At 50.3% G+C, this 22,578-nt stretch carries 20 protein-coding genes; 8 read left to right on the top strand and 12 right to left on the bottom strand.

What is annotated here, in order from left to right; genetic code table 11:
- Positions 1-245: 245 nt before the first annotated feature.
- The 3 genes from rlmB to ACOQOZ_RS16705 form a co-directional block, all read right to left on the bottom strand.
- On the bottom strand, positions 246-986 hold the full coding sequence (rlmB, locus tag ACOQOZ_RS16715) for a 23S rRNA (guanosine(2251)-2'-O)-methyltransferase RlmB (RefSeq protein ID WP_420589289.1): 741 nt from the start codon (positions 984-986) through the stop codon (positions 246-248).
- A 135-nt stretch (positions 987-1,121) separates the two neighbouring features.
- The gene (rnr, locus tag ACOQOZ_RS16710; RefSeq protein WP_420589288.1) at positions 1,122-3,785 is read right to left on the bottom strand and encodes a ribonuclease R; all 2,664 of its coding nucleotides are present in this window, start codon (positions 3,783-3,785) and stop codon (positions 1,122-1,124) included.
- Between the two features lie 173 nt (positions 3,786-3,958).
- Positions 3,959-4,330, bottom strand: a complete 372-nt coding sequence (locus ACOQOZ_RS16705; protein ID WP_420589287.1) for a gamma-butyrobetaine hydroxylase-like domain-containing protein — start codon at positions 4,328-4,330, stop codon at positions 3,959-3,961.
- A 137-nt stretch (positions 4,331-4,467) separates the two neighbouring features.
- On the opposite strand from ACOQOZ_RS16705, the gene ACOQOZ_RS16700 reads away from it, so the two are divergent.
- Entirely contained in the window at positions 4,468-6,102 is a 1,635-nt protein-coding gene (locus tag ACOQOZ_RS16700; RefSeq protein ID WP_420589286.1) for a methyl-accepting chemotaxis protein, read from the top strand.
- A gap of 95 nt (positions 6,103-6,197) precedes the next feature.
- On the top strand, positions 6,198-7,832 hold the full coding sequence (locus ACOQOZ_RS16695; protein ID WP_420589285.1) for a methyl-accepting chemotaxis protein: 1,635 nt from the start codon (positions 6,198-6,200) through the stop codon (positions 7,830-7,832).
- Between the two features lie 75 nt (positions 7,833-7,907).
- On the opposite strand, the gene hslU is transcribed toward ACOQOZ_RS16695, so the two are convergent.
- The gene (gene hslU / locus ACOQOZ_RS16690; protein ID WP_420589284.1) at positions 7,908-9,254 is read right to left on the bottom strand and encodes an ATP-dependent protease ATPase subunit HslU; all 1,347 of its coding nucleotides are present in this window, start codon (positions 9,252-9,254) and stop codon (positions 7,908-7,910) included.
- Positions 9,254-9,799, bottom strand: a complete 546-nt coding sequence (gene hslV / locus ACOQOZ_RS16685) for an ATP-dependent protease subunit HslV (protein WP_420589283.1) — start codon at positions 9,797-9,799, stop codon at positions 9,254-9,256. Before hslV ends, hslU begins: the two co-directional genes overlap by 1 nt.
- Before the next feature lie 204 nt (positions 9,800-10,003).
- On the opposite strand from hslV, the gene ACOQOZ_RS16680 reads away from it, so the two are divergent.
- Positions 10,004-10,507: an FKBP-type peptidyl-prolyl cis-trans isomerase gene (locus ACOQOZ_RS16680; protein WP_420589282.1), complete on the top strand. Its 504-nt coding sequence runs from the start codon at positions 10,004-10,006 to the stop codon at positions 10,505-10,507.
- 155 nt (positions 10,508-10,662) lie between these two features.
- Here ACOQOZ_RS16680 and ACOQOZ_RS16675 read toward each other — a convergent pair whose 3' ends face one another.
- The gene (locus tag ACOQOZ_RS16675; protein ID WP_420589281.1) at positions 10,663-11,064 is read right to left on the bottom strand and encodes a hypothetical protein; all 402 of its coding nucleotides are present in this window, start codon (positions 11,062-11,064) and stop codon (positions 10,663-10,665) included.
- Positions 11,065-11,172: 108 nt separating this feature from the next.
- On the opposite strand from ACOQOZ_RS16675, the gene ACOQOZ_RS16670 reads away from it, so the two are divergent.
- From ACOQOZ_RS16670 to ACOQOZ_RS16660, 3 genes are all read left to right on the top strand, one after another.
- Positions 11,173-11,760, top strand: coding sequence for an LPP20 family lipoprotein (locus ACOQOZ_RS16670; RefSeq protein ID WP_420589280.1), 588 nt, complete (start codon positions 11,173-11,175; stop codon positions 11,758-11,760).
- A gap of 67 nt (positions 11,761-11,827) precedes the next feature.
- Positions 11,828-13,378 (top strand): hypothetical protein, encoded by a 1,551-nt coding sequence (locus ACOQOZ_RS16665; protein ID WP_420589279.1) that lies wholly within the window; start codon positions 11,828-11,830, stop codon positions 13,376-13,378.
- 258 nt (positions 13,379-13,636) lie between these two features.
- Complete coding sequence (locus ACOQOZ_RS16660) at positions 13,637-14,287, top strand: MBL fold metallo-hydrolase (protein ID WP_420589278.1); 651 nt, start codon at positions 13,637-13,639, stop codon at positions 14,285-14,287.
- A 69-nt stretch (positions 14,288-14,356) separates the two neighbouring features.
- Here the strand turns inward: ACOQOZ_RS16660 and ACOQOZ_RS16655 are convergent, their stop codons facing one another.
- From ACOQOZ_RS16655 to ACOQOZ_RS16630, 6 genes are all read right to left on the bottom strand, one after another.
- Positions 14,357-14,890, bottom strand: coding sequence for a hypothetical protein (locus ACOQOZ_RS16655; protein WP_420589277.1), 534 nt, complete (start codon positions 14,888-14,890; stop codon positions 14,357-14,359).
- Between the two features lie 83 nt (positions 14,891-14,973).
- Positions 14,974-15,456 carry a hypothetical protein gene (locus tag ACOQOZ_RS16650; RefSeq protein ID WP_420589276.1) on the bottom strand — a complete coding sequence of 161 codons (483 nt, stop codon included), beginning with the start codon at positions 15,454-15,456 and terminating at the stop codon, positions 14,974-14,976.
- A 21-nt stretch (positions 15,457-15,477) separates the two neighbouring features.
- Positions 15,478-15,720: a FeoC-like transcriptional regulator gene (locus ACOQOZ_RS16645; RefSeq protein ID WP_420589275.1), complete on the bottom strand. Its 243-nt coding sequence runs from the start codon at positions 15,718-15,720 to the stop codon at positions 15,478-15,480.
- Complete coding sequence (gene feoB / locus ACOQOZ_RS16640; RefSeq protein ID WP_420589274.1) at positions 15,717-17,993, bottom strand: Fe(2+) transporter permease subunit FeoB; 2,277 nt, start codon at positions 17,991-17,993, stop codon at positions 15,717-15,719. Before feoB ends, ACOQOZ_RS16645 begins: the two co-directional genes overlap by 4 nt.
- Positions 17,990-18,220 carry a FeoA family protein gene (locus ACOQOZ_RS16635; RefSeq protein ID WP_420589273.1) on the bottom strand — a complete coding sequence of 77 codons (231 nt, stop codon included), beginning with the start codon at positions 18,218-18,220 and terminating at the stop codon, positions 17,990-17,992. Before ACOQOZ_RS16635 ends, feoB begins: the two co-directional genes overlap by 4 nt.
- Before the next feature lie 247 nt (positions 18,221-18,467).
- The gene (locus ACOQOZ_RS16630) at positions 18,468-19,319 is read right to left on the bottom strand and encodes an NAD-dependent epimerase/dehydratase family protein (RefSeq protein WP_420589272.1); all 852 of its coding nucleotides are present in this window, start codon (positions 19,317-19,319) and stop codon (positions 18,468-18,470) included.
- Positions 19,320-19,504: 185 nt separating this feature from the next.
- Between ACOQOZ_RS16630 and ACOQOZ_RS16625 the strand changes: the two genes are divergently transcribed.
- Both ACOQOZ_RS16625 and recG read left to right on the top strand, forming a co-directional pair.
- The gene (locus ACOQOZ_RS16625) at positions 19,505-20,401 is read left to right on the top strand and encodes a hydrogen peroxide-inducible genes activator (protein ID WP_420589271.1); all 897 of its coding nucleotides are present in this window, start codon (positions 19,505-19,507) and stop codon (positions 20,399-20,401) included.
- Between the two features lie 32 nt (positions 20,402-20,433).
- Entirely contained in the window at positions 20,434-22,530 is a 2,097-nt protein-coding gene (gene recG, locus ACOQOZ_RS16620; RefSeq protein ID WP_420589270.1) for an ATP-dependent DNA helicase RecG, read from the top strand.
- Positions 22,531-22,578 lie beyond the last annotated feature (48 nt).

The following is a 22,578-nucleotide window of genomic DNA, read 5'->3' as shown; positions in this document are numbered from 1 at the left end:
AGCAGTAAGTTACTGAGTTCATTCTGAAACCTTCCCTAGCAAGATTATTCCCTTCCAGAAAAGCGTGCGTGCACACTATTTCGGTTACGATGCGCCTACTATCTTGTGAACCCTATTCGCAACCCATTGATTTCTTTAGTGTTTAAAATATCACCAGTAGAGAATACGGGCAAGCACGAAAACAATTTGGGTATGCAAAAAAATAGCGCCAGAGCGGCGCTATTCAGAGATAGATAATTCGCAGATTACAGCGAGCCGCGCTGGCGTACCGCTTCAAACAAACAAATACCAGTCGCAACAGAAACATTCACTGAACTGACTTCTCCCGCCATTGGGATATTCACCAAGAAATCACAATGCTCGCGCGTTAAACGACGCATACCCGGGCCTTCAGCCCCCATTACCAGCGCCAGTGGGCCAGTCATATTTTGCTGATAGATATTCTGTTCTGCTTCACCGGCAGTACCACCAATCCAGATACCGCGTTCCTGAAGTTCTTTCATGGTACGAGCCAGATTCGTTACCTGAATATAAGGAACGGTTTCAGCCGCGCCACAAGCGACTTTAGCGGCCGTTGCATTTAACGGTGCGGATTTATCTTTAGGTGCAATCACCAGATGCACACCGGCGGCATCGGCAGTACGAATACAGGCACCCAGATTATGTGGGTCTGTCACACCATCGAGTATCAGAATAAACGGATGGCCTTCGATTTTATCCAGCACATCTGGCAGTTGTTTTTCACTCATGCCCTGCACCGGTTTACGCAATGCAATAATACCCTGGTGATTGCCATCCACTTTCTGGTTCATTAAACCTTTATCGGCTTCACGAACTAATAAACCTTGTTCTTCTGCCAGTTCCAGTACGCGTTGCATACGTTTGTCCTGGCGGCCTTTCATCACCCAGATTTCCACCACCTGATCGGCGCTGCGTTGTAATAAAGTGGTGACGGCGTGTAAGCCATAAACGGCTTCTAATTTCATTCGTTTTCTCCGGCTGCAATCAATGAGCAACCCATATTCGTTCTTGGTCGGGAAATAGGTAGGGTGGACAAGCGAAGCGCCTTCCACCACAAAGCCGGATGACGCTGCGCTTATCCGGCCTACACTCAGCGTGAGTTATTTTTTCTTAACGGTTTTACGAGCCGTCTTTTTACTGTGCTTAGCCTTAGTTGTTTTAGACTTAGCCTTGGTCCCTGCACCCGCTTTTTTAGCATTCAGCTTCTGACGCTTACTTGGCTTCTTGCTGGCGCCTTTTTTAGCCTCCGGCTTTTTGGAAGAACGCTTGCCATCGTCATCCGAATCATTGGCTGCATGACGACCCGAGGTTTTATCTGCCTGGGCTTTTTTAAAGCTGTCACGCTGAGAGCGGCGCGGCTTAGAACCTGGTTTATTACCCTGCTCTTTTTTACCGGGTAAGAGATCTTCCGTCTCACCTTCCGCACCACGACGGCGTGGTAAGCGTGTCGGCGTAGGAAGGTCGGCACCTTTACGGTTTTTATTCATCGGTGCAGTGGTTAATTCAAAGTCGATCTTACGATCGTCAAGATCAACATCCACCACACGCACCCAAAGCTTATCGCCTAAACGGAAGCTACGACGAGTACGCTCACCGACTAAACGGTGCTTCACTGCATCAAACTGGTAATAATCGTTCTGCAGGGTGGAAATATGCACCAGACCTTCAACATACACGTCTTTTAATTCGACGAATAAACCAAAGCCGGTTACCGCAGAAATTACACCTTCGTATTCTTCACCGATGTGATCACGAATATATTCACACTTAAGGAAATCCATCACATCACGGGTAGCATCATCAGCACGACGCTCAGTAATCGAGCAGTGTTCACCCAGACTGATCATACGCGCAGTGTCGTACGGATAAATGCGCCACTTCTGCATGTTCTTCGCGTCTTCGACACGACGAACATGGCGACATTCAATATCGCTGCGAATCACGTGGCGAATACCACGGTGCACCAATAAATCCGGGTAGCGACGAATTGGTGAGGTAAAGTGGGTATAAGCTTTATAAGCTAAACCAAAGTGACCTTCGTTTTCCGGGTCGTAAACCGCCTGGGATAACGAGCGCAATAATACCGTCTGAATTAAATGCGAATCCGGACGGTCTTCGATTTTCTTCAGCAACGCCTGATAATCCTGCGGCGAAACTTCTTTGCCTTTATGCAGCGATAAACCTAACTCACCCAGGAAGCTGTATAAGTTCTCCAGCTTCTCCTGACTCGGGCCTTTATGCACCCGGAATAACGCCGGAATGTTGTAACGCTGGAAGAAGTCGGCCGCACACACGTTGGCTGCCAACATACACTCTTCAATCAGCATATGGGCTTCGTTACGTTCGGTCGGTACAATTTCCTGAATCTTACGCTCAGCATCGAATACGATACGGGTTTCCACCGAATCGAAATCCATTGCACCACGTTGTTCACGGGTTTTGCGCAGCAGCTTAAACAGCTTATAAAGATTTTCTAAATGCGGAACAATCGGGCGGTAATGTTTACGCCAGGCTTTACCATCTTCGGTTAATGGCTTCTGCAACATGTCCCACACTTTGTTGTAGGTTAAGCGTGCGTGGGAATGAATCAGGCCTTCCATAAACTTGTAGCCAGATAATTTACCCGCCGCAGAAATGGTGATTTCACACACCATTACCAGACGATCCACTTCCGGATTTAACGAGCATAAACCGTTGGATAGTTTCTCCGGCAGCATCGGCACAACGAAGCCCGGGAAATACACCGAGTTACCACGCTCATAGGCGTGATCATCCAAGGCCGACTTCACTTTTACATAGTGAGAGACATCAGCGATGGCGACAAATAAGCGCCAGCCACCGGTCTTTTTGTTTGGCTCACAAAAAACGGCATCGTCAAAATCACGTGCGTCTTCACCATCGATGGTAACAAACGGCAGATGACGTAAATCGATGCGGTTTTTCTTATCAGCGGCTTTTACCTGCTCTGGTAATTTTTCCGCTTCGGCCAGCACGTCTTCCGGCCAGTCGGCAGGAATATTGTGGCTGCGAATCGCCACGTCAATTTCCATACCCGGTGCCAGGTGCTCACCTAATACTTCAATCACCTCACCCATAGGTAATGCACCCGGACGAGGCTGCTGAGTAATTTGAACCACAACAAACTGACCGTGCTCGGCTTTGTTGCGACCAGCAGGTGGCACCAGAATCTCATGGCTGACGCGCTTGTTATCCGGCTGTACCACACCAACACCAGCCTGGTCGAAATAACGACCAACAATCTGTTGGGTATTACGTTCCAGTACTTCAACAATTTTGCCTTCCGGACGACCACGACGATCCAGACCTAAAATCTGCACCGCCACTTTATCGCCGTGGAACACTTTGCCCATCTGGCGATTGGATAAATAAATATCGTCGCCACCATCGCGCAATACAAAGCCAAAACCATCGCGATGGCCCATCACCATACCGGTGACCAGATCGGCTTTGCTCATTGGCATAAATTGATTGCGACGGTTGGAGATCAGCTGGCCGTCACGCGACATCGCAATCAAACGACGACGCAGGGCTTCAACCCGTTCTTCATCGGTTTCGCCCAGTGCGGCACACACATCGGAATGTGTCATTGGATGACCCTGCTGTTCCAGCAGCATCAGCAGTGCATCACGGCTGGCAACCGGATTGTCGTAGCGTTGCGCTTCGACCGCTGCATTCGGGTCTTTAAAGGTTTTGTTGCTGCCTTTTGCTGCAGCGCCCTTGGAAGGTTTTGACTTTTTCGTCATGGAATCCTGATTTCGGAGATGTCCGTAGGCCGGAACAGACGTTTAACTATAAGCACGCACAGCCGACCGGTGAATGATGGCCACAGTATAACCAGAAAAGCGCATGGTTGCTGGTTTTAGTTGGGATTGCAGGCTGGTGTTAAGCCAGCCCGGAAGCAATAACAGAAGAGAATTTACAACGCTTTAAAGTTAATGCTGGCTGACTCGCGTTGTTTGCCTGCCTGTTCGAGTTTATTGAGGTAATCCGCCCACAGCACATCCTGCTTCAGACACAGGTGGTGCAGATACTTCCAGTCGTACAGGCCAGAGTCGTGACCATCATCAAATACCAGCTTCAGCGCGTAGTTGCCGGCCGGTTCCATACTCAGCAACACCACGTCTTTTTTGCCGTACTGCAGCACTTCGTTACCGACACCATGGCCGCGAACTTCAGCGGACGGCGAATGCACCCGCAAAAACTCAAAACTGAGCTGGTAAATCTCATCGCCATAACCCAGCTCGACACAGTGGCTGGCTTTGCGGACTTTAATGGAGGAAGGAATCATTCTTTTAGCTCCCAAAAACGTTCTGCATATTCTAAGGAATTCTAACCCTTTAGTCTCAATCGGCCATTTCGGGAAAAATCATACACTACACTGAAATTTGAGAAGTTTATAACCACAATTTATAAAAGGATTAATAAGTGGAAAATCTACGATCCCTTAGTATCCGCGCCCGTTTGGCTTTGTTATTAGCAGTTTCCATCGTCAGTGTGCTGATCGTGCAGTTCCTCGACATTCGCTCAAGTCACGACAAACTATTGCAGGCCCGCCAGTTTACCGTGCAACAGCAGGTAGAGAGCAGCTACAGCCTGATTGAACACTATTACCAACTTCACCAGCAGGGCATGGCGCTTGAAGCCGCCCAGAAGCTGGCGAAAGACGCGATACGCAGCCTGCGTTATGGCGATAATGACTATTTCTGGATTAACGATTCAACTCCGGTAGTGGTGGTGCATGGTGCCAAGCCCGCACTAGAAGGCAAAAATGTTGGCCAGGTAAAAGACCCGAATGGTTTGTATCTGTTCCAGGCGATTGTGAAAGCCGCTCGCGCAACATCCGCAGGCGGTTTTGTTGACTACCAATGGCCAAAAAAAGGCTCAGATGTTCCTCAGGATAAACTCAGTTTTGTTAAACATTTCGCTCCCTGGGACTGGATCATCGGCAGCGGTATTTACATCGACGACGTTGAAACCACCTTTCAGAAAGACCTTGGTAATGCGCTGCTGCTAAGTACCGTAATTATTGCTGCACTGGTGATTATTATGATGATGATCTCCACCAGCATCCGTACGCCGCTGAATGATGTGGCCTCAGCAATGCGTGATATCTCCCGCGGCGAAGGAGACCTGACACAGCGTTTACCCTCAACCGGGAAAGATGAAATCAGTGAAATTTCCTCGGCATTTAATCTGTTTGTTGAACGCATTCAGACGCTGGTGCAGCAGGTTCAGCAAACCAGCGCTGAAGTGACCAGTGGTACCGAACGTATTATTCATTGCAGTGGCAATATCCGCTCCCGTACCGACAATCAGCTGCAACAAACCGATATGGCGGCCACCGGTTCCGAGCAAATGACTCAGACCATTCATGAGGTCGCAGGTAACGCTGAAAACGCCGCCGACTCCGCCCGGGTTGCCGATGAAAGTGCCCGCCAAGGCATGACCATCATGCAGAACACTCAGCAGCAAATTGTTGCGCTGGCCGATGATATGCGCAGTTCACAAGACGTGATTCAGGGACTACGCAACGAGACCGAGAGTATCGGTTCCGTGCTGGATGTGATCCGTGGCATTGCTGAACAAACCAACCTGCTGGCATTAAACGCAGCCATTGAAGCGGCCCGTGCCGGTGAACAAGGTCGTGGCTTTGCCGTGGTGGCTGATGAAGTACGCACACTGGCATCACGTACCCAGGAAAGCACCGAAGAGATTAACGGTATGATCTCACGCCTGCAGGATCAATCTGCACAGGCGGTGGCTGTGATTGAGCGCAGTGCTGAGACGTCAGTTACGACTTCTGAAATGTCACAACAGGCTGCCGAGACCATCGCCAAAATCAGTGACGCTGTGGCCTCAATCACCGAGATGAACCTCAGCATTGCCAGCGCTGTTGAACAACAAAGTGCCGCAGCCCAGGAAATTAATGGCAATGTGATGCAGATTGTTGATTCCACCCAGGGTATCAATGCCGCGATGCAGGAAACCGAATCGGAAACCAGCCAGCTGTCGACCAGCAGTCAGCAGCTTAATGATCTGGTCAGCCGCTTCCGGGTTTGATCCGCATCAGGCTATTTGCAACTTTAGTATTAACACTAAGGCGATACTGAGTTCTTTGTCTAAGCTTACAGGCTTATCAACGAGGACTCAGTATTATGGACTGGCTACGTACCGTCAGCATTCGCGCCCGCCTCTGGCTTATTCTCGGCGCCTCTATCACCTTCACTGTCGTGATCACCATGCTCATCATGAGCGACAGCCGTAATGATTTATTAGAAGCACGCAAACACACCATTCGTGCCCAGGTCGAAAATGCCCACAGCCTGGTAAATCATTATTACCAGCTGCAGCAAGCAGGTATGGACCCACAAGAAGCACAACGTCGCGCCAAAGCTGCGATGCGTAAACTGCGCTTCGACGGCAACAATTATTTCTTCGTCAGTAATTCCAACTATCAGGTTGTGGCCCACGGCAATAATCAAAAGCTCGAAGGCCGGGCGCTGGGGAACCTGCAGGACCCGAACGGCCTGTATATTTATCGTGAAATTGTCAAAGTTGCTGAACGCAACCGCGATGGTGGCTACGTTGGCTATCAATGGCCAAATAATGGCAAAGATATTCCCAAGGACAAACTCAGCTTTGTTAAAAGCGTTCCCCAATGGGATTGGATTATCGGCACCGGCGTTTATATGAACGACATCGAAACAGCCTTCCAGCAAAAGCTGTTTCAGGTATTTATTATCACCCTGATAGCGATTGCGTTACTGGCCACAGTGATTGTGTTTATCTCCAACAGCATCCGTAATCCATTACAGCAGGTTGCCCGGGCGATGAAAGATATTTCCACCGGTGATGGCGACCTGACCCTGCGTTTACCGGTTTCCGGTGCCGATGAAACCACTCAGATCTCATCTGCCTTTAATCAGTTTGCCGAACGTATTCACACCATTGTGCAACGGGTGCAAAACACCAGCGACCAGGTTAATCACACCAGTCATAGCCTGGCTCGCAGTAACCAGTCGATTTGTCAGCTGACTGAACATCAGCTGCAACAAACCGATATGGCCGCCACCGGCTCGGAAGAAATGACCCAAACCATTCACGAAGTTGCTGCCAGTGCGGAGCGGGCTGCAGACTCGGCACGTCAGGCCGATGACGATGCCCGCAATGGTATGGCGATTATGGAGAAAACCCAGCAACAGATTCTGTCACTGGCCGACGATATGCGCGATTCGCAGCAGGTGATTGAAAGTCTGCGTCAGGAGACCGATGGCATCGGCTCGGTATTAGATGTGATTCGTGGCATTGCCGAACAAACCAACCTGCTGGCGTTAAACGCAGCCATTGAAGCGGCGCGTGCCGGTGAGCAGGGCCGTGGTTTTGCCGTGGTTGCCGATGAAGTGCGGACTCTGGCTTCACGTACTCAGGAAAGCACCGAAGAAATTAACGGCATGATTTCACGCCTGCAGGATCAGGCCGCTATGGCAGTAACCGCGATGGAACGCAGTACCGAAAATTCGGAAACCACGTCGGCGATGTCGCAACAAGCCAGCGATACCATTGTTTCCATCAGTAATGCGGTTTCAACCATCACCGAAATGAATCTGAGTATTGCCAGCGCGGTTGAACAACAAAGTGCAGCGGCGCAGGAAATTAACAGCAATATTCTGCAGATCGTTAATTCCGCTAATGGCATTAATGAATCCATGCGCCAGAACGACAATGAAACAACACAGTTAACCCAATCCAGTCAGGCATTGGGCGAGCTGGTCAGCCACTTCCGTACCTGATGGATTACGCATAAAAAAAGCCGCATTACACTCATTTGTAATGCGGCTTTTTTGGTTTGATCGTTAATCCATCAGTTACAAAATAAACTGACTCAGATCCTGATCCTGTACCAGATTACCCAACTGTTCGTTAACGTAGTTCGCGTCAATCACAACCGCTTCTGACATATCGGTGGCGTCGAAAGAAATCTTTTCTAACAAGCGCTCCATAATAGTGTGCAGACGACGAGCACCAATGTTTTCGGTGTTCTCGTTCACTTCAAATGCAATGTGTGCCAGACGTTTAATAGCATCATCAGCAAAAGAAATGTTCAGACCTTCGGTTTCCATTAACGCGATATATTGCTGCGTTAATGACGCGTTGGGTTCGGTCAGAATACGTTCGAAGTCTTCCGGTGTCAGCGCTTCCAGTTCTACACGAATCGGCAGACGACCCTGTAATTCCGGAATCAGATCAGACGGTTTTGACAGGTGGAACGCACCAGAGGCAACAAACAAAATATGATCGGTTTTGATCATGCCGTATTTGGTCGACACCGTGCAGCCTTCAATTAACGGCAGCAGGTCACGCTGAACCCCTTCACGCGATACATCACCGCCCGAACCACTTTCCTGGCGCTTGGCGACTTTATCGATTTCATCTAAGAATACGATGCCGTTTTGCTCAACCAGATCAACCGCTTTGGCTTTCACTTCATCCATATTCAGCAGGTTTGCGGCTTCTTCGTCACGCAGCTGCTTCTTGGCATCGGCAATTTTTAACTTACGTTTGGTTTTCTTATCGCCACCCATATTCGAGAACATGTTCTGCAACTGGCTGGTCATTTCTTCCATGCCAGGAGGTGCCATAATCTCTACACCAACATTCGGTGCCTGGGCGATATCGATTTCAATTTCTTTATCATCCAGCTGACCTTCACGCAGTTTTTTGCGGAAAATCTGACGCGTACCGGAGTCTTCCGGCTTAGGCTCTTCAGTGGTATCCCAGCTGGTTGTGGTTGGACGTGCCGGTGGCAATAACGCATCAAGAATTCGTTCTTCGGCGGCTTCTTCAGCACGCATCGAAACTTTTTCCATCTCCTGCTCACGCAGCATTTTTACGCCGGTTTCCACTAAATCACGAATAATGGATTCAACGTCTTTACCGACGTAACCCACTTCAGTGAATTTAGTGGCTTCCACCTTAATAAAAGGCGCATTAGCCAGCTTGGCTAAACGACGGGCGATTTCGGTTTTACCGACACCGGTCGGGCCAATCATCAGAATATTCTTTGGCGTTACCTCATCACGCAGCTCAACATTAAGCTGCATACGGCGCCAGCGATTACGCAGGGCAATGGCAACCGCACGCTTGGCGTTATTCTGACCGATAATATGACGATCTAATTCGTGAACAATCTCACGCGGGGTCATCTGGCTCATTATTTATCTCCCGCTACATCTTTAGCGTTTAAACTTTCAATGGTGAGGTTGGTGTTGGTAAACACACAAATATCACCCGCAATATTCAGACTTTTTTCGACGATATCGCGAGCGCCGAGTTCGGTGTTCTCCAGCAGTGCGCGGGCCGAAGCCAGAGCGAAGTTACCACCCGAGCCAACGCCGATCAGGTCATCTTCTGGCTGCAGTACATCGCCGTTGCCGGTAATGATCAGCGAGGCGGTGTGATCAGCCACGGCCAGAATGGCCTCTAACTTGCGTAGCGCACGATCGGAGCGCCACTCTTTTGCCAGTTCCACCGCCGAGCGGGTCAGCTGACCGTTGTGCTTCTGCAGCTGGGCTTCAAATTTTTCGAATAATGTAAACGCGTCCGCCGTACCACCGGCGAAACCGGCAATTACCTGACCGTTGTACAAACGGCGAACTTTACGGGCATTCCCCTTCATTACGGTATTGCCCAAAGAAACCTGGCCGTCGCCGCCAATTACCACTTCATCACCACGGCGTACGGATACAATTGTTGTCATCGCTAAATCCTGAGTCTGTTAACTCGAAACTTATAGGGTAATTCTGATATGGGGACGCTGACCGAGAGTTCAAGAGCTTGTGCCAGAGCAGCCAAATCCCGATACTGCTCGCTGAAACCAATCTGTTAGCAAAAACCAACCCAGCCGAAACGGGTCAGACATAAGGCCTGACGGCTAACGCATGACTATATAAGAAGTAATTCTATGAAAATCGCCAAAGACACAGTCGTTCAATTGCACTACAGCCTGTATGACGATCAGGGCAACCTGATTGAGAGCACCCAATCAACAGGAGGCGACCCGGTTGCTTATCTGCAGGGTCACCAGAATATGATTCCGGGTTTTGAAAAAGCCGTTACCGGTATGGAAGCGGGTGAGCAACAAAGCTTCACTCTTGAGCCAAAAGACGCTTACGGTGAGCGTAAAGAAGGTAATGAACAACGGGTACCGGTTAAGCACCTGCAAGGTCCAAACACCTCCAAGAAACAGAAGTGGCGTAAAGGCATGGTGGCCTGGGTAGAGACCAGTCAGGGTACTCGTCAGGTTACTGTGGTAAAAGTTGGTCGTTTTATGGCCGATGTCGATACCAACCACCCACTTGCCGGCCAGGCATTACGTTTTGATGTGGATATCGTTAATGTACGTGCGGCCACACCGGAAGAGATTGAGCATAAACATGCGCATGGTGTCGGTGGTCATCAGCATTAATTACTGACGATGACAGCATACAATTAAAGCCACTTATATTTTCAGCCGCCGCATCGGACGGAACATCCCTGTTCCGGCGATGCTACCGCAACATCCTGTTGCTGCTGAGAAAACATAAGTGGCTTTAATTTATTTACCATCAAAATCGCAACACTCTATTCCGCAAACATCCACACATAATATTCGTCGCGCTGAGCGTCGTACCAGGTTTCTTTTACTTTCGCTTTAACTGTGACGCGATTCACTTTTTCCAAAGTTTCTTTATCCATGCTAACGCTGGAACGATCATTTTTAACCCGCGTGTTTAAGTACGAAATACTGCTCACCTCAACCCCCTGACGCGCAGCCAGCCGCTCTCTGGCGCGTTGTACAGCACATTCCTGCTGAGCGTAATGACCTTTAATATGGAAGCCACAGGAGGCAACGACGCCATCTCCCGGGTTCAGCAACCATTCAGGTTGGCCCTGTTTTACTGGCGCAGTTTTACAGGCCGACAATATTAAAACGGTAGAAACAACAGCGATTTTTTTCGCTGCTTTGGTAAAAGGCTGACGCATTTTTGATCTCCCTCACAAGTCTTAAATCCTGTGTAGCATTTTGCCATATCATTCGCTATTCTCGACAAACATTCTTTATAAATAGCCGCTTCAATCAAGGAGAGGAAGATGATGATTCGTAATATTTTTGCAGCTGCTGCAGCCACTATGCTGGTAGCTTGTGCGTCTAACCAACCAGCACCTCAACCGGCTCAGCCAGTTGCCAGCTGTGTATTCGCTGACGGTTCTGGTCAACCAGCTCCTGAGTGGGTATGTGGCGCTCCGGTTAACGGCATTGATCTGTCTGCTGTTGGCTACGCTGATAAGTCTGGTGCAGGCCCTAACTTCATGAAACAAATGGCTGCTACCGCTGCTCGTGTTGAGCTGGCTCAGACCATGAAAGTTGAAGTTCAGAACATGATCAAACAATTTGCTGAGACAACCGGTGCAGGCGACAGCGAAACCGTTGATCGTGTTAACACCTCTGTAACTAAGCAGATCACCAAAGAAACTCTGGTTGGTTCTAAAATCTTCCGTCAGATGCCTACCCCTAGCGGCGGCATGGTGGTACTGGTTGGTTTAGATGCCGATACAGTAACCAAACTGTCTGAGCAAGCACTGAAAACTTCTATGAAGAATGAGCGTGCTCTGTGGCAAAAATTCCAGGCTGAGAAGTCTTTCGACGAGCTGGCCTCTGAAATTGCCAACATGGAATAAGTCTTAACGACTTTAAAAAGAGCCGGCCTTGTTGCCGGCTTTTTTGTTTGATGCAGGAGATTTTGCAATGAAAAAGGTTTTATTACTGTCCGCAGCCCTGTTATCGGCTTCGCTGACCCATGCCGACAGCCAGATGGACGAATACCAGAAGTGGCGTGAAAAAGAGCTGAAGAGTTTTCAGAGTTATCTGGATGAAAACGATAAGGCCTTTCTTAAATTCCTCAAGGCACAATGGAAGCCGGTGGATGTAAAGCCTGCGGAAAAACGCGACCCGAAACCTAAGCCAAAAACGTTCCCGAAAGCGCCTGAGGTTAAACCCACTCCGGCTCCGGTAACGGCCCCCGTGCCGGTACCCGTTAAACCACCCGTGGTGAAAAAGCCTGATGCGACTAAACCGCAACCAAGCAAACCAACCATAGCCAAGCCGGAACCGAAAAAGCCAACACAGGTTCAACAACCCGCTATTGCCAAAAAACCGGATACGGTTAAAAAACCAACCGTCAGCCCGGCGACCGAAATTAAGAGCAAATCGGTCCGCACCGCCAAGTTCAATTTTTATGGCAACCCGGTCAAAATTGAATACCCGAAAAACTTCAAACGTATCTTCGCTGGAAAATTAAACAGCGAAAAAATCGCCGCCTATTGGCAATACCTGGCCAGCAAAGAACATAAGCCAACCATTGAACAGCTGAAACAAACAGCTGCACGCCTGAAGTTAAATGACTGGGGCACGGCATTATTATTTGATCGCTTCGCCGGTTCGATCCTGCGCCAGGAAACCAGCCGTCGCTTAACCACCTGGTTCTTGCTGGTCAAAGCCGGATTTGATGCTCGTGTAGCGTATAACAATAAACTGCACTTATTGATTCCATCCAAGCAGGACCTGTTTGGCGTTACCTTCTTCAAACTTGGTGGTAAAAAGTATTACGCGGTTAACCTGAATGGTAAGCAGCTGAAACCAGGCAAAGTGTTCACCTACGGTGGCCAGCATGGCGCCGGATCAAAAACACTGGATTTCAGTCAGCCAAATGAATTTGTTGCCCAGGGAAAACACGCCAAACGTGCTCTGACGTTTGGATATGGCGGTAAAGACTACAAAATCACCGTGGATTACCCGGCCCGTTATGTTTCTTACTTCAACAGTTTCCCGCAACTGTCCCTGCCGAATTACTTTAAAGCTGGCCTGCCAGCAGTAACTTCGGCTTCGTTGCTTGATCAGCTGCGCCCGGTTGTTGCCGGACAAAATGAACAGGAAGCGGTGAACCGCTTATTACGCTTTGTTCAGACAGCGTTTAAATACAAGACCGATGACCAGCAGTTTAAGGAAGAGAATTATCTCTTCCCGCTGGAAACACTGCATTACCCGTATTCGGACTGCGAAGACCGTGCAGCGCTGTTTGCCTGGTTAACCGAAAGCCTGTTGGGTCTGGATGTGATTATTCTCGATTATCCGGGTCATGTGGCGACGGCAGTTAACTTTAACAGCAAGGTTAAAGGCGATGCATGGCAGTATCAGGGCAAGCGTTATGTGGTTGCAGATCCAACCTACATTAATGCGAACGCGGGTATGACCATGCCGCAGTTTGCTGGTAAGGCGCCAAAAGTTCAGCAGTTCTGATTTTTTCACTTCGCAGCTGGCTAAACGCTGTAATGTTTAGCCGCCGCATCAGTGGGCCATCCCTGGCCCTTGATGCTACCGTGACATCCTGTCACTGCTTTAAACATCACACCATTTAACCTGCTTATTATCTTCGAACAGAACATCCTGTTGTTGCTACGAAAAACACTTTGTCATTTGCTGCTCCACTGGTTTTTCAGTTCACCTGCGTTTAACCTAGCCGCCGTGATTAGATGAAAAACTGAAAGAGAGAGCGCCATGTCCGCTTTATCCGTGGCCGTCGTACCCGTAACTGCCTTCGCCCAGAATTGCACCATTCTGATGTGCAATAACACCAAACAAGCCGCTGTTATTGATCCCGGCGGTGACGTCAGTCGTATCAAACAACAGCTGGAAAAAATGGGCGCAACCGCCAGCAAAATTCTGCTGACCCATGCTCATATTGATCATGCCGGTGGTACCGCCGAGCTGGCCCGAGACCTCAATCTGACCATTGAAGGCCCGCACGAAGGCGACTTATTCTGGATTCAGGGGCTGCCACAACAATCGGCCATGTTTGGTTTCCCGGCAGTGGAAAGTTTCACTCCGGATCGTTGGCTGAATGATGGTGATGAAGTGGAGGTGGGCGAGCTGAAATTTCAGGTGATCCATACCCCAGGGCATACGCCCGGGCACGTAGTGTTTTATAACCCGCAGCAGAAGCTGGCTTTTGTGGGTGACGTGTTATTTAACGGCTCGATTGGCCGCACCGATTTCCCACAGGGCAATCATGCCGAACTGATCAGCTCAATTCGCGACAAGCTGTTCCCGCTGGGTGATGACATCGAATTTATTTGTGGTCATGGTCCAAACTCGACCTTCGGCCATGAACGCCAGCACAATCCGTTTGTTTCCGACCATCGCGGTTAATCGTACAAGCAGAACAACGTCCATAAAAAATGGCGCCATCAGGCGCCATTTTTTGTTTGTCTGAAATCGCTATAATTCATCAAGGGGCTTCGCATTCACCGAAATACGGTTGGTCTGTAACGACTCCAGCTGCTGTTGCCGTTCTTTACTTTGCTTTAACGCCAGGTCCATTTTTTCATTATAGATTTCCAGCCAGGTACGCGAACCAGGGTTCATACGCGCTAACTCACGCATGCCTTCTTTTAACGCATTCAGGTGTAACTGATAGCTTTTTTCCTGAGCCAGAAACTGCTGTTTAAACGCCGTAGCACTGCTGCTGTCGAGCACGTTACGGGTATCAATTGCAGTATCACGAACCTGATCCATGGCCATTTCGATCGCTGCCAGACGTTGCAACGCCGGATCAAAATCCCGCTGCTGCACATACACCACTTTCGGCTGGGTAAATTTAATCACCACCACAGTAATGGCAACTGAAATTCCTACCAACGCCAGCAATACCATCACAATCAGCATATTGCGATTGGTACTGACATAACCTTCAAGAATGCTCAGGCGCTGGCAATCGCTGAGATCGTATTCTTCTTCCCTGCTACCCGTCACCGTTTCACCCCACTTCAATAAGTAGATTTATTCAACCAGTGTAGCAGCTGAGGAAAGAATCGCCCGCTGACCGGTGGCCACGCTCAGAAAACAAAACCGTGTGCCCCGGCCATCGCACCGGCAACTGCTATCAGGCTAAGTGTCAGTAAAATCACATGCAGCCGCTGCATCACCCGGAACGTACCATCACAATCCTGCTTGGCATGCTGGTGATACCAACGGTGCAGAAATAATGGTTCGAAAACAAATAACACCAGACTGAAAATCATCCACACCAGCGTCATCAGATGCATCCACCAGAATTGCAGCGATGTATAACGGCTCCAGGCATCCAGCATTTCAACCAGATAAAACCCTGAGAGACCGGCCATCAGCGTGGTGATTTTAGCAATAAAAGCAAAACGTCCTTCCAGCTGTTCAAACAAGGTAATACGCAACGTTTTGTCCGGATGCCGTCGCAATGCCGGGATCAGAACCAGAGTGACAAACGCAACGCCACCTATCCAGATAATAACCCCGAGAATATGAACAACCCGCGCCAGAATCATGGCCTGATACGTTTCCATTTTGGTTTCTCCGACTTAAAGTCAGCGCTGCTGAAGAGCGATTTTCCCGGCTTCCATCCAGCGATACTGAACAACGGCCGCGTCACCACAACCGCATTTCCCCGAACAGGCCACACTGGTATCTTTCACCACCAAACCGCGACGCATCCACACACTTAGCATACTGTCGAGCGCATCCGCCGACAGATTAAAGCGGCGACTCAGCTGCTGCTGTGTTACCCACCCATGGCCTTCCAGCGCCTGTTTCAGTTGTTGCAGAATCATGTGCTGGCACGCCAGCCAGCCGCTAACACATCACCACGGCGACGCATCAGTGCCAGCACCAGCATAAACACCAGCGCATAAGCGCCACACCACAACAGCGATACCAGCGGATGCAAAGAAAAGGTCGCCAGCTGATAAAAAACCGTGGCAATCATAAAGGCCATTCCCATCGACCAGACGGCGATAAAAAACGACCATCGCGGTCCGACTTCACGCACAAACGCTCCCATTGCCGCAGCGCAGGGGGTGTAGAGCAAAATAAATAACATATAAGCAAAAGCACCCACGCCACCGTTAAATTTGTGCTGCAACGTAGCTAATGTTGAGACCTCCACCTGTTGTTCCGATGCGGCATTTTCCAGCGTTGAAATATCACCGATATCCAAACCAATCGGGTCACTGAGGCTGATGCCAAATAAATTTTCAGGAATGGTATGCAGTGCCTCACTCAGACTGGCAGATAAATCAAACTCAGCGGCATCGGCTGCGTCGCCGGAATATAAACTGTTTAACGTGCCCACCACGGCTTCTTTCGCAAAAATACCGGTGACAATACCAATGGTTGCTTCCCAGTTATCCGCTTCGACACCAATCGGCGCAAATACCGGCGTAATCAGCTGACTGCTTTTTGCCAATACCGATTCTCCCGGCTGCAGGTTCCCAAAACGTCCGTCGAGACTGACGCTGTTCAGCACACTTAAAACAGCCACAACCCAAACGATGGTTTTTCCCGCACCGGTCAGAAATCCTTTGAGTTTTTGCCAGGTTTTTATCGCAACATTTCGCCAGCTGGGAATTTCATAATCAGGCATTTCCAGTAATAAGTTTTCACTGTTGCCGGGCAATAACGTATGCCGCAATACCAGGCCAGTAAGTACCGCAGCTGCTACGCCACACAGATACAATAAAAACACCACATTCTGACCGTTGTCGGGGAAAAACGCGGCAACAAATAAGGCGTACACCGGCAGCCGGGCACCGCAAGACATAAACGGGCTCATAAAACTGGTGATCAGCCGCTCACGTTCTTTATCCAACGTACGGGCAGCCATAACGGCCGGCACGGTACAACCAAATCCCATTACCATTGGTACAAAGGATTTACCCGGCAGACCAATTTTCTGCATTAAACGGTCAACCACAAAGGAAGCCCGTGCCAGATAACCGGAGCTTTCCAGCAGCGACAGAAATAAATACAAACAGGCAATCACCGGGATAAAAGTCAGCACCGTCTGAATTCCCGCACCAATTCCCTGGGCGACAATAATATCCAGCCAGGATGGCAATCCGGCTGAAGCCATTAGTACGCTCACGCCATCAACAAAAACAGCACCGGCGGCAATATCAAAAAAGTCGATAAAGGCACTGCCAACATTAATCGAGAACTGGAACATCAGATACATCACTGCCAGAAACAGCGGAATTCCGGCCCATTGGTTCAGTAACACAGAGTCGATTTTTTCGCTGATGTTATGACTGAGTTTGGCGGACGCAGAAACCGCCTGCTGGCAAAGCTGATAGATCCAGCTGAAACGGGTTTCTGCAATGCGCAAATCGAGGTCGAGCTGCAGCGACTGACACACCTGATCAACCTCTAACCGTGCCTGATCCGACAAACCTGCCGTGAGCCAGCCATCTTGCTCCAGCAAACGCAGCGCCAAAGCATCGCCATTGAGATGAGGTGCCAGCGGTTGTGCCACAGGCTTGAGTTGTTGTTGCGCAGCTGCCACATCAGCACCGTAGTTCAGAGTCAGCGCGGTACTCTGCTGAGCCTGCTGTATCAGTTGCGGTAACTGCTGACGGAATTGCTTCACCTGAGATGATTGGTGCGCCGACAATGCCACCACCGGACAACCCAGCGCCTGCTGCAGCTGATCAATATCGATGTTCAGCCGCTGGCGCTTAGCAGCGTCCATTTTGTTGATCACCACCAGCAACGGCAAACCAGATTCGCGCAGCTGTAATGTCAGATATAAACCGCGCTCCAGCGTAGTGGCATCAATCAAGTTAATCACCAGGTCCGGCTGATGGTTAGTGATGTAAGAAAAGGCAATTTGCTCATCCAGTGAATGAGCGTCGTTAACGTCGAGAGAATAAATACCGGGCAGGTCAACCAATCGGGCATCACCGTGCGCCAATGACATCAGGCCTTCTTTTTTATCAACCGTGACGCCACTCCAGTTACCTACTTGCTGGCGACTGCCGGTTAAGCCATTAAACAGCGAGGTTTTGCCGCTGTTCGGATTGCCAACGGTAACGATGTGCTGACTCATGGCTGCAACTCAACCAGTATCTTCTCTGCCAGCGCCTGGCGAATACTGAACTGAGAAGAGCCGATACGAATCTGAATCGGATCCCCTAATGGCGCACGGCGAACAAATTGCACCAGGCCATCGGGTATCAGACCCAGCGCCAGTAATTTCTTGCGAACCGCCGGATCCATATCCAGCATCTGTGCAACCCGTGCCTGCTGCCCGGCAACCAGATCGGCCAATTGCATAACGACTCCGATAACAATGCTACTAATTCTCAATAAGATTCAAGTATACGAATGCCCTGCCAGAAAAAGTTGCGCCAGATCAGCGCGGGAAGTAACGAAGCTTAAAGAAGTGCAAAAGGAGAAGTGCAAAAGGAGAAGTGCAAAAGGAGAAGTGCAAAAGGAGAAGTGCAAAAGAAGAGACGCCCGAGACAGGCGTCTGGAGGAAAACGGAACGGCCAGGATCAATCCTGGCCAGAGAAAAAGAGAATTACACCAGACCCATATCGGCCAGCTGTTTGTCGTAACCACTGCGGAAGTCCGGATACTTCAGCTGGTACCCCAGATCTTTAATCCGCTTATTGGAGCAACGACGATTCGCGCGACGGGTCGCTTCCGGCAGATCATGGTCGTCTTCAACATCACCAATCCGATCCTTCATCCACTCCAGCACATCGAACAAGGTGGCTGGCTCATCATCACTGGCGAGATAAATGTCTTCCAGTGGCTCATCGTTTAATGCTTTTTCCACCAGAGTTTTCAGTACGCCAACACAATCGTCACGATGAATACGGTTGGTCCAGACCGGTGGTTCAGGATCACAATGTCCGCCCTGCTTCGCCTGTTCGATCATGCGGTTACGACCCGGGCCATACACGCCGGTAAGGCGCACAACCGTACCTGGCAACTTATCTTTAATCAGCGCCTGTTCGGCAGCCAGCATCTCTTTGCCAGCAAAGCTGGACGGCGTGGTTTCGGACGTTTCATCCACCCATTCACCATCCATCTGGTGATAAACACTGGAGCTGGAAACAAATACAACACGCTTAGGGTTCATTGGCCGTACCGCACGTAACACATTGCGCAGGCCTTTGTAGTAGTAGGTGTGATAGCCCTCTTTGGAGAACACCGGTGAGGCAACACTGTAAACCACCACATCAATTTCGGTGGGTAAATCGAGCAGACTTTCCGGGTCAGCCACATCGGCTCTGACCAGTTCGACACCATCGGCGATGGCTTTATCCGAACGGCGTACGCCGTAAACCTGATGACCAGACTGAGCTAAGTCCGCGGCAAGATGACCTCCGATATCACCCGCACCTACAACCAGAATCCGAGCCATGTACTTCCCTCCAACTTTTTATTGTCTCTCTGCTTATTAGCCTAGCAGGCTTTATTTCAACCGGATCAGTAACGCGCTACTGGATCTCCGGCGCTCTTATAGATAAGCTAAATCGATAGAAGCATACCTATACAAGCTGATTATCAGCCTGGGGCTGTTAAACCTTTTTATAAACGAGATTTGTTATGACATTAACCGAGCTGAAGTACATCGTCACCCTCGCTCAGGAGCGTCATTTTGGCCGTGCAGCTGAAAAGTGTTTTGTCAGCCAACCGACCCTGAGCGTAGCGATAAAAAAGCTCGAAAGCGAGCTGGAAATTGCGATTTTTGAACGCAGTAAGAGCTCCGTCACCATTACTCCGCTGGGGGAGAAAATCATCGCCCAGGCGCAGAAAGTTCTGGAAGAATCACGCTCTATTAAAGAAATCGCCAATGCGGGTAAAGATCAGTTATCCACACCATTAAAAATCGGCGCTATTTTTACCATCGGCCCTTATCTGTTTCCGCATCTCGTGCCACAAATCCACCAGCTGGCGACCACCATGCCGCTGTATCTGGAAGAGAATTACACCGGCGTATTACGCCGCCAATTACGTGATGGTGAGCTCGACGCCATTATTGTTGCTCTGCCATTTACCGAGCCGGATGTATTAACCCGGCCGCTATACGACGAAAATTTCGTTGTGGTACTACCCAAAAACCATCCATGGGAAAGTCAGACTGCCATCAACCCGGAGCAGCTGATTGATGAAGACCTGTTAATGCTGGGCGAAGGCCATTGTTTCCGTGATCAGGTGTTTGAAGCTTGCCCGGCGCTGAGTAATAAACACCACACCCGCCTGGGCACCGTTACCGAAGGCAGCTCACTGGAAACTCTGAAGCACATGGTGGCAACCGGGCTGGGCATCACCGTACTGCCGGAATCGGCGGTCAGTAACCTCGACCAGAATCTGGTAACCACCAAGCCATTTACCCAACCGGCACCCAGCCGTACCGTGGCACTGGCATGGCGTACCAGCTTCCCACGCGGTCAGGCGGTTGATCTGTTGTTAGAAACTGCGCGTCAGTGCCGCATCAGCTGATTCATCCGGGACCGTAGCAACGAGGAAAACCTGTGGCGAAGCTGAGTAAACTCACCGACCTGAAAGGGGTTGGCCCGAAGCTGGCGGAGCAGCTGCAGAAGCTGCACATCGCCAGTTTGTCCGACCTCTATTTTCACCTGCCGTTTCGTTATGAAGATCGCAGCCGGATTACTCCGATTGGTGGCCTGCAACCGCAGCGCCCAGCGGTGTTTCAGGGAGAAGTACGGGTCGCCAATATCGTCTTTGGTAAGCGCCGCAGCTTATTGGTAAAACTGCAGGATGCATCCGGGGTGATCAGCCTGCGCTTTTATCACTTTACCGCTGCCCAGAAGAAACAATTCAGCTCCGGCACCACCTTACGTTGCTACGGCGAACCCCGCCGTGGCGCCAGTGGTTTAGAAATCTACCACCCGGAATACAAGGTTCTTGAAGATGGCCTGGATGAAGAGCTGGAAGCCAGCCTGACACCGGTTTACCCGGCCACCGATGGCATTTCCCAACAACGTTTGCGCTTATTGCACGAGCAGGCCCACGGTTTGCTGCGCGATCATCAGGTTGATCTGGTCGATTTATTGCCACGCGAATGGCTCAGTCAGTGGCGCTTGCCAACGCTGGAAGAATCTCTGCTGTTTCTGCACCAGCCTGATCGTGATACCGATCTGGCGTATTTGTTATCCGGCCAGCACCCGGCACAAAAACGTCTGATTCTGGAAGAGTTGTTAGCCCACCAGCTGTCGCTGCATAAAATCCGCGCTCAGGTTCAGGCACACCAGGCACCAGCCATTGTCTGCAAGCAAAGTTTGCAGCAACAGTTGTTAGGTCAGCTGCCGTTTACTCCAACCGGCGCTCAGCAGCGGGTGGTGAAAGAAATCGAACAGGATATTCAGCAGCCCTACCCCATGTTGCGCCTGGTTCAGGGCGATGTGGGTTCCGGTAAAACACTGGTGGCGGCGCTGGCAGCCTGCGATGTGCTGGAAGCGGGGTATCAGGTAGCGTTAATGGCGCCGACAGAAATCCTCGCTGAACAACATCTGCAGAATTTATCCGCCTGGTTTGAGCCGTTAGGCATTCGCTGTGGCTGGCTGGCCGGTAAAGTCAAAGGCAAAGCCCGGGCACAGTCTCTGAGTGAAATCGCCGACGGCAGTGCGCAACTGGTGGTGGGAACCCATGCACTGTTTCAGGAAGACGTGCAGTTCGCCAGGCTCGGTCTGATTATCATCGATGAACAACACCGATTTGGAGTGCATCAACGTCTGGAACTGCGTGAAAAAGGCATCCAGATGGGCTTATCGCCGCACCAGCTGATTATGACCGCTACCCCGATTCCGCGAACCCTGGCGATGAGCGCCTACGCCGACCTGGATACCTCGGTGATTGATGAATTACCACCGGGCCGTAGCCCGATTACCACAGTGGCTATTGCCGATAACCGCCGCCCGGAAATTATTCAGCGTGTCAGCGCCGCTTGTACACCGAAAGAACAAGGCGGTGAAGGTGCCCAGGCCTATTGGGTCTGTACCCTGATTGAAGAAAGTGAAGCATTGCAATGCCAGGCAGCAGAAAACACCGCCGAAGAGCTGAAAGAAGCGCTGCCACACCTGCGCATCGGTCTGGTACACGGACGTATGAAACCGGCAGAAAAGGCCGACATTATGGCGTCTTTTAAAGCCCATGAACTGGACTTACTGGTAGCCACCACAGTAATTGAAGTGGGCGTGGACGTGCCTAATTCCAGCCTGATGATTATCGAAAACCCGGAGCGTCTGGGTCTGGCGCAATTACACCAGCTGCGCGGCCGGGTTGGCCGTGGCAGTGCCAAATCCCATTGCGTACTGCTGTATAAATCGCCGTTATCCTTCACCAGTAAACAGCGCTTACAAGTGATGCGTGACAGCCAGGACGGCTTTTATATCGCAGAGCAGGATTTACAGATTCGTGGCCCCGGTGAAATGCTGGGCACCCGCCAAACCGGCCTGCAGATGTTGCGTGTTGCCGACTTACAGCGCGATGGCGATTTATTACCCCAGGTGCGGGAAATGGCCGAACAACTGTGGAACAATCATCCACAAACCGTAGAGCCTCTGATACAGCGTTGGCTGGGTGAAGCTGAACGCTTTGCCAATGTCTGACCTTTCATTGACCCTGATCGCAATTCCTTTCGTCCGTCAAAAAAAGTC

The organism is Bacterioplanoides sp., assembly GCF_965219715.1.
Lineage (GTDB): Bacteria > Pseudomonadota > Gammaproteobacteria > Pseudomonadales > Oceanobacteraceae > Bacterioplanoides.
This window is presented reverse-complemented; position numbering and strand designations above follow the sequence as displayed.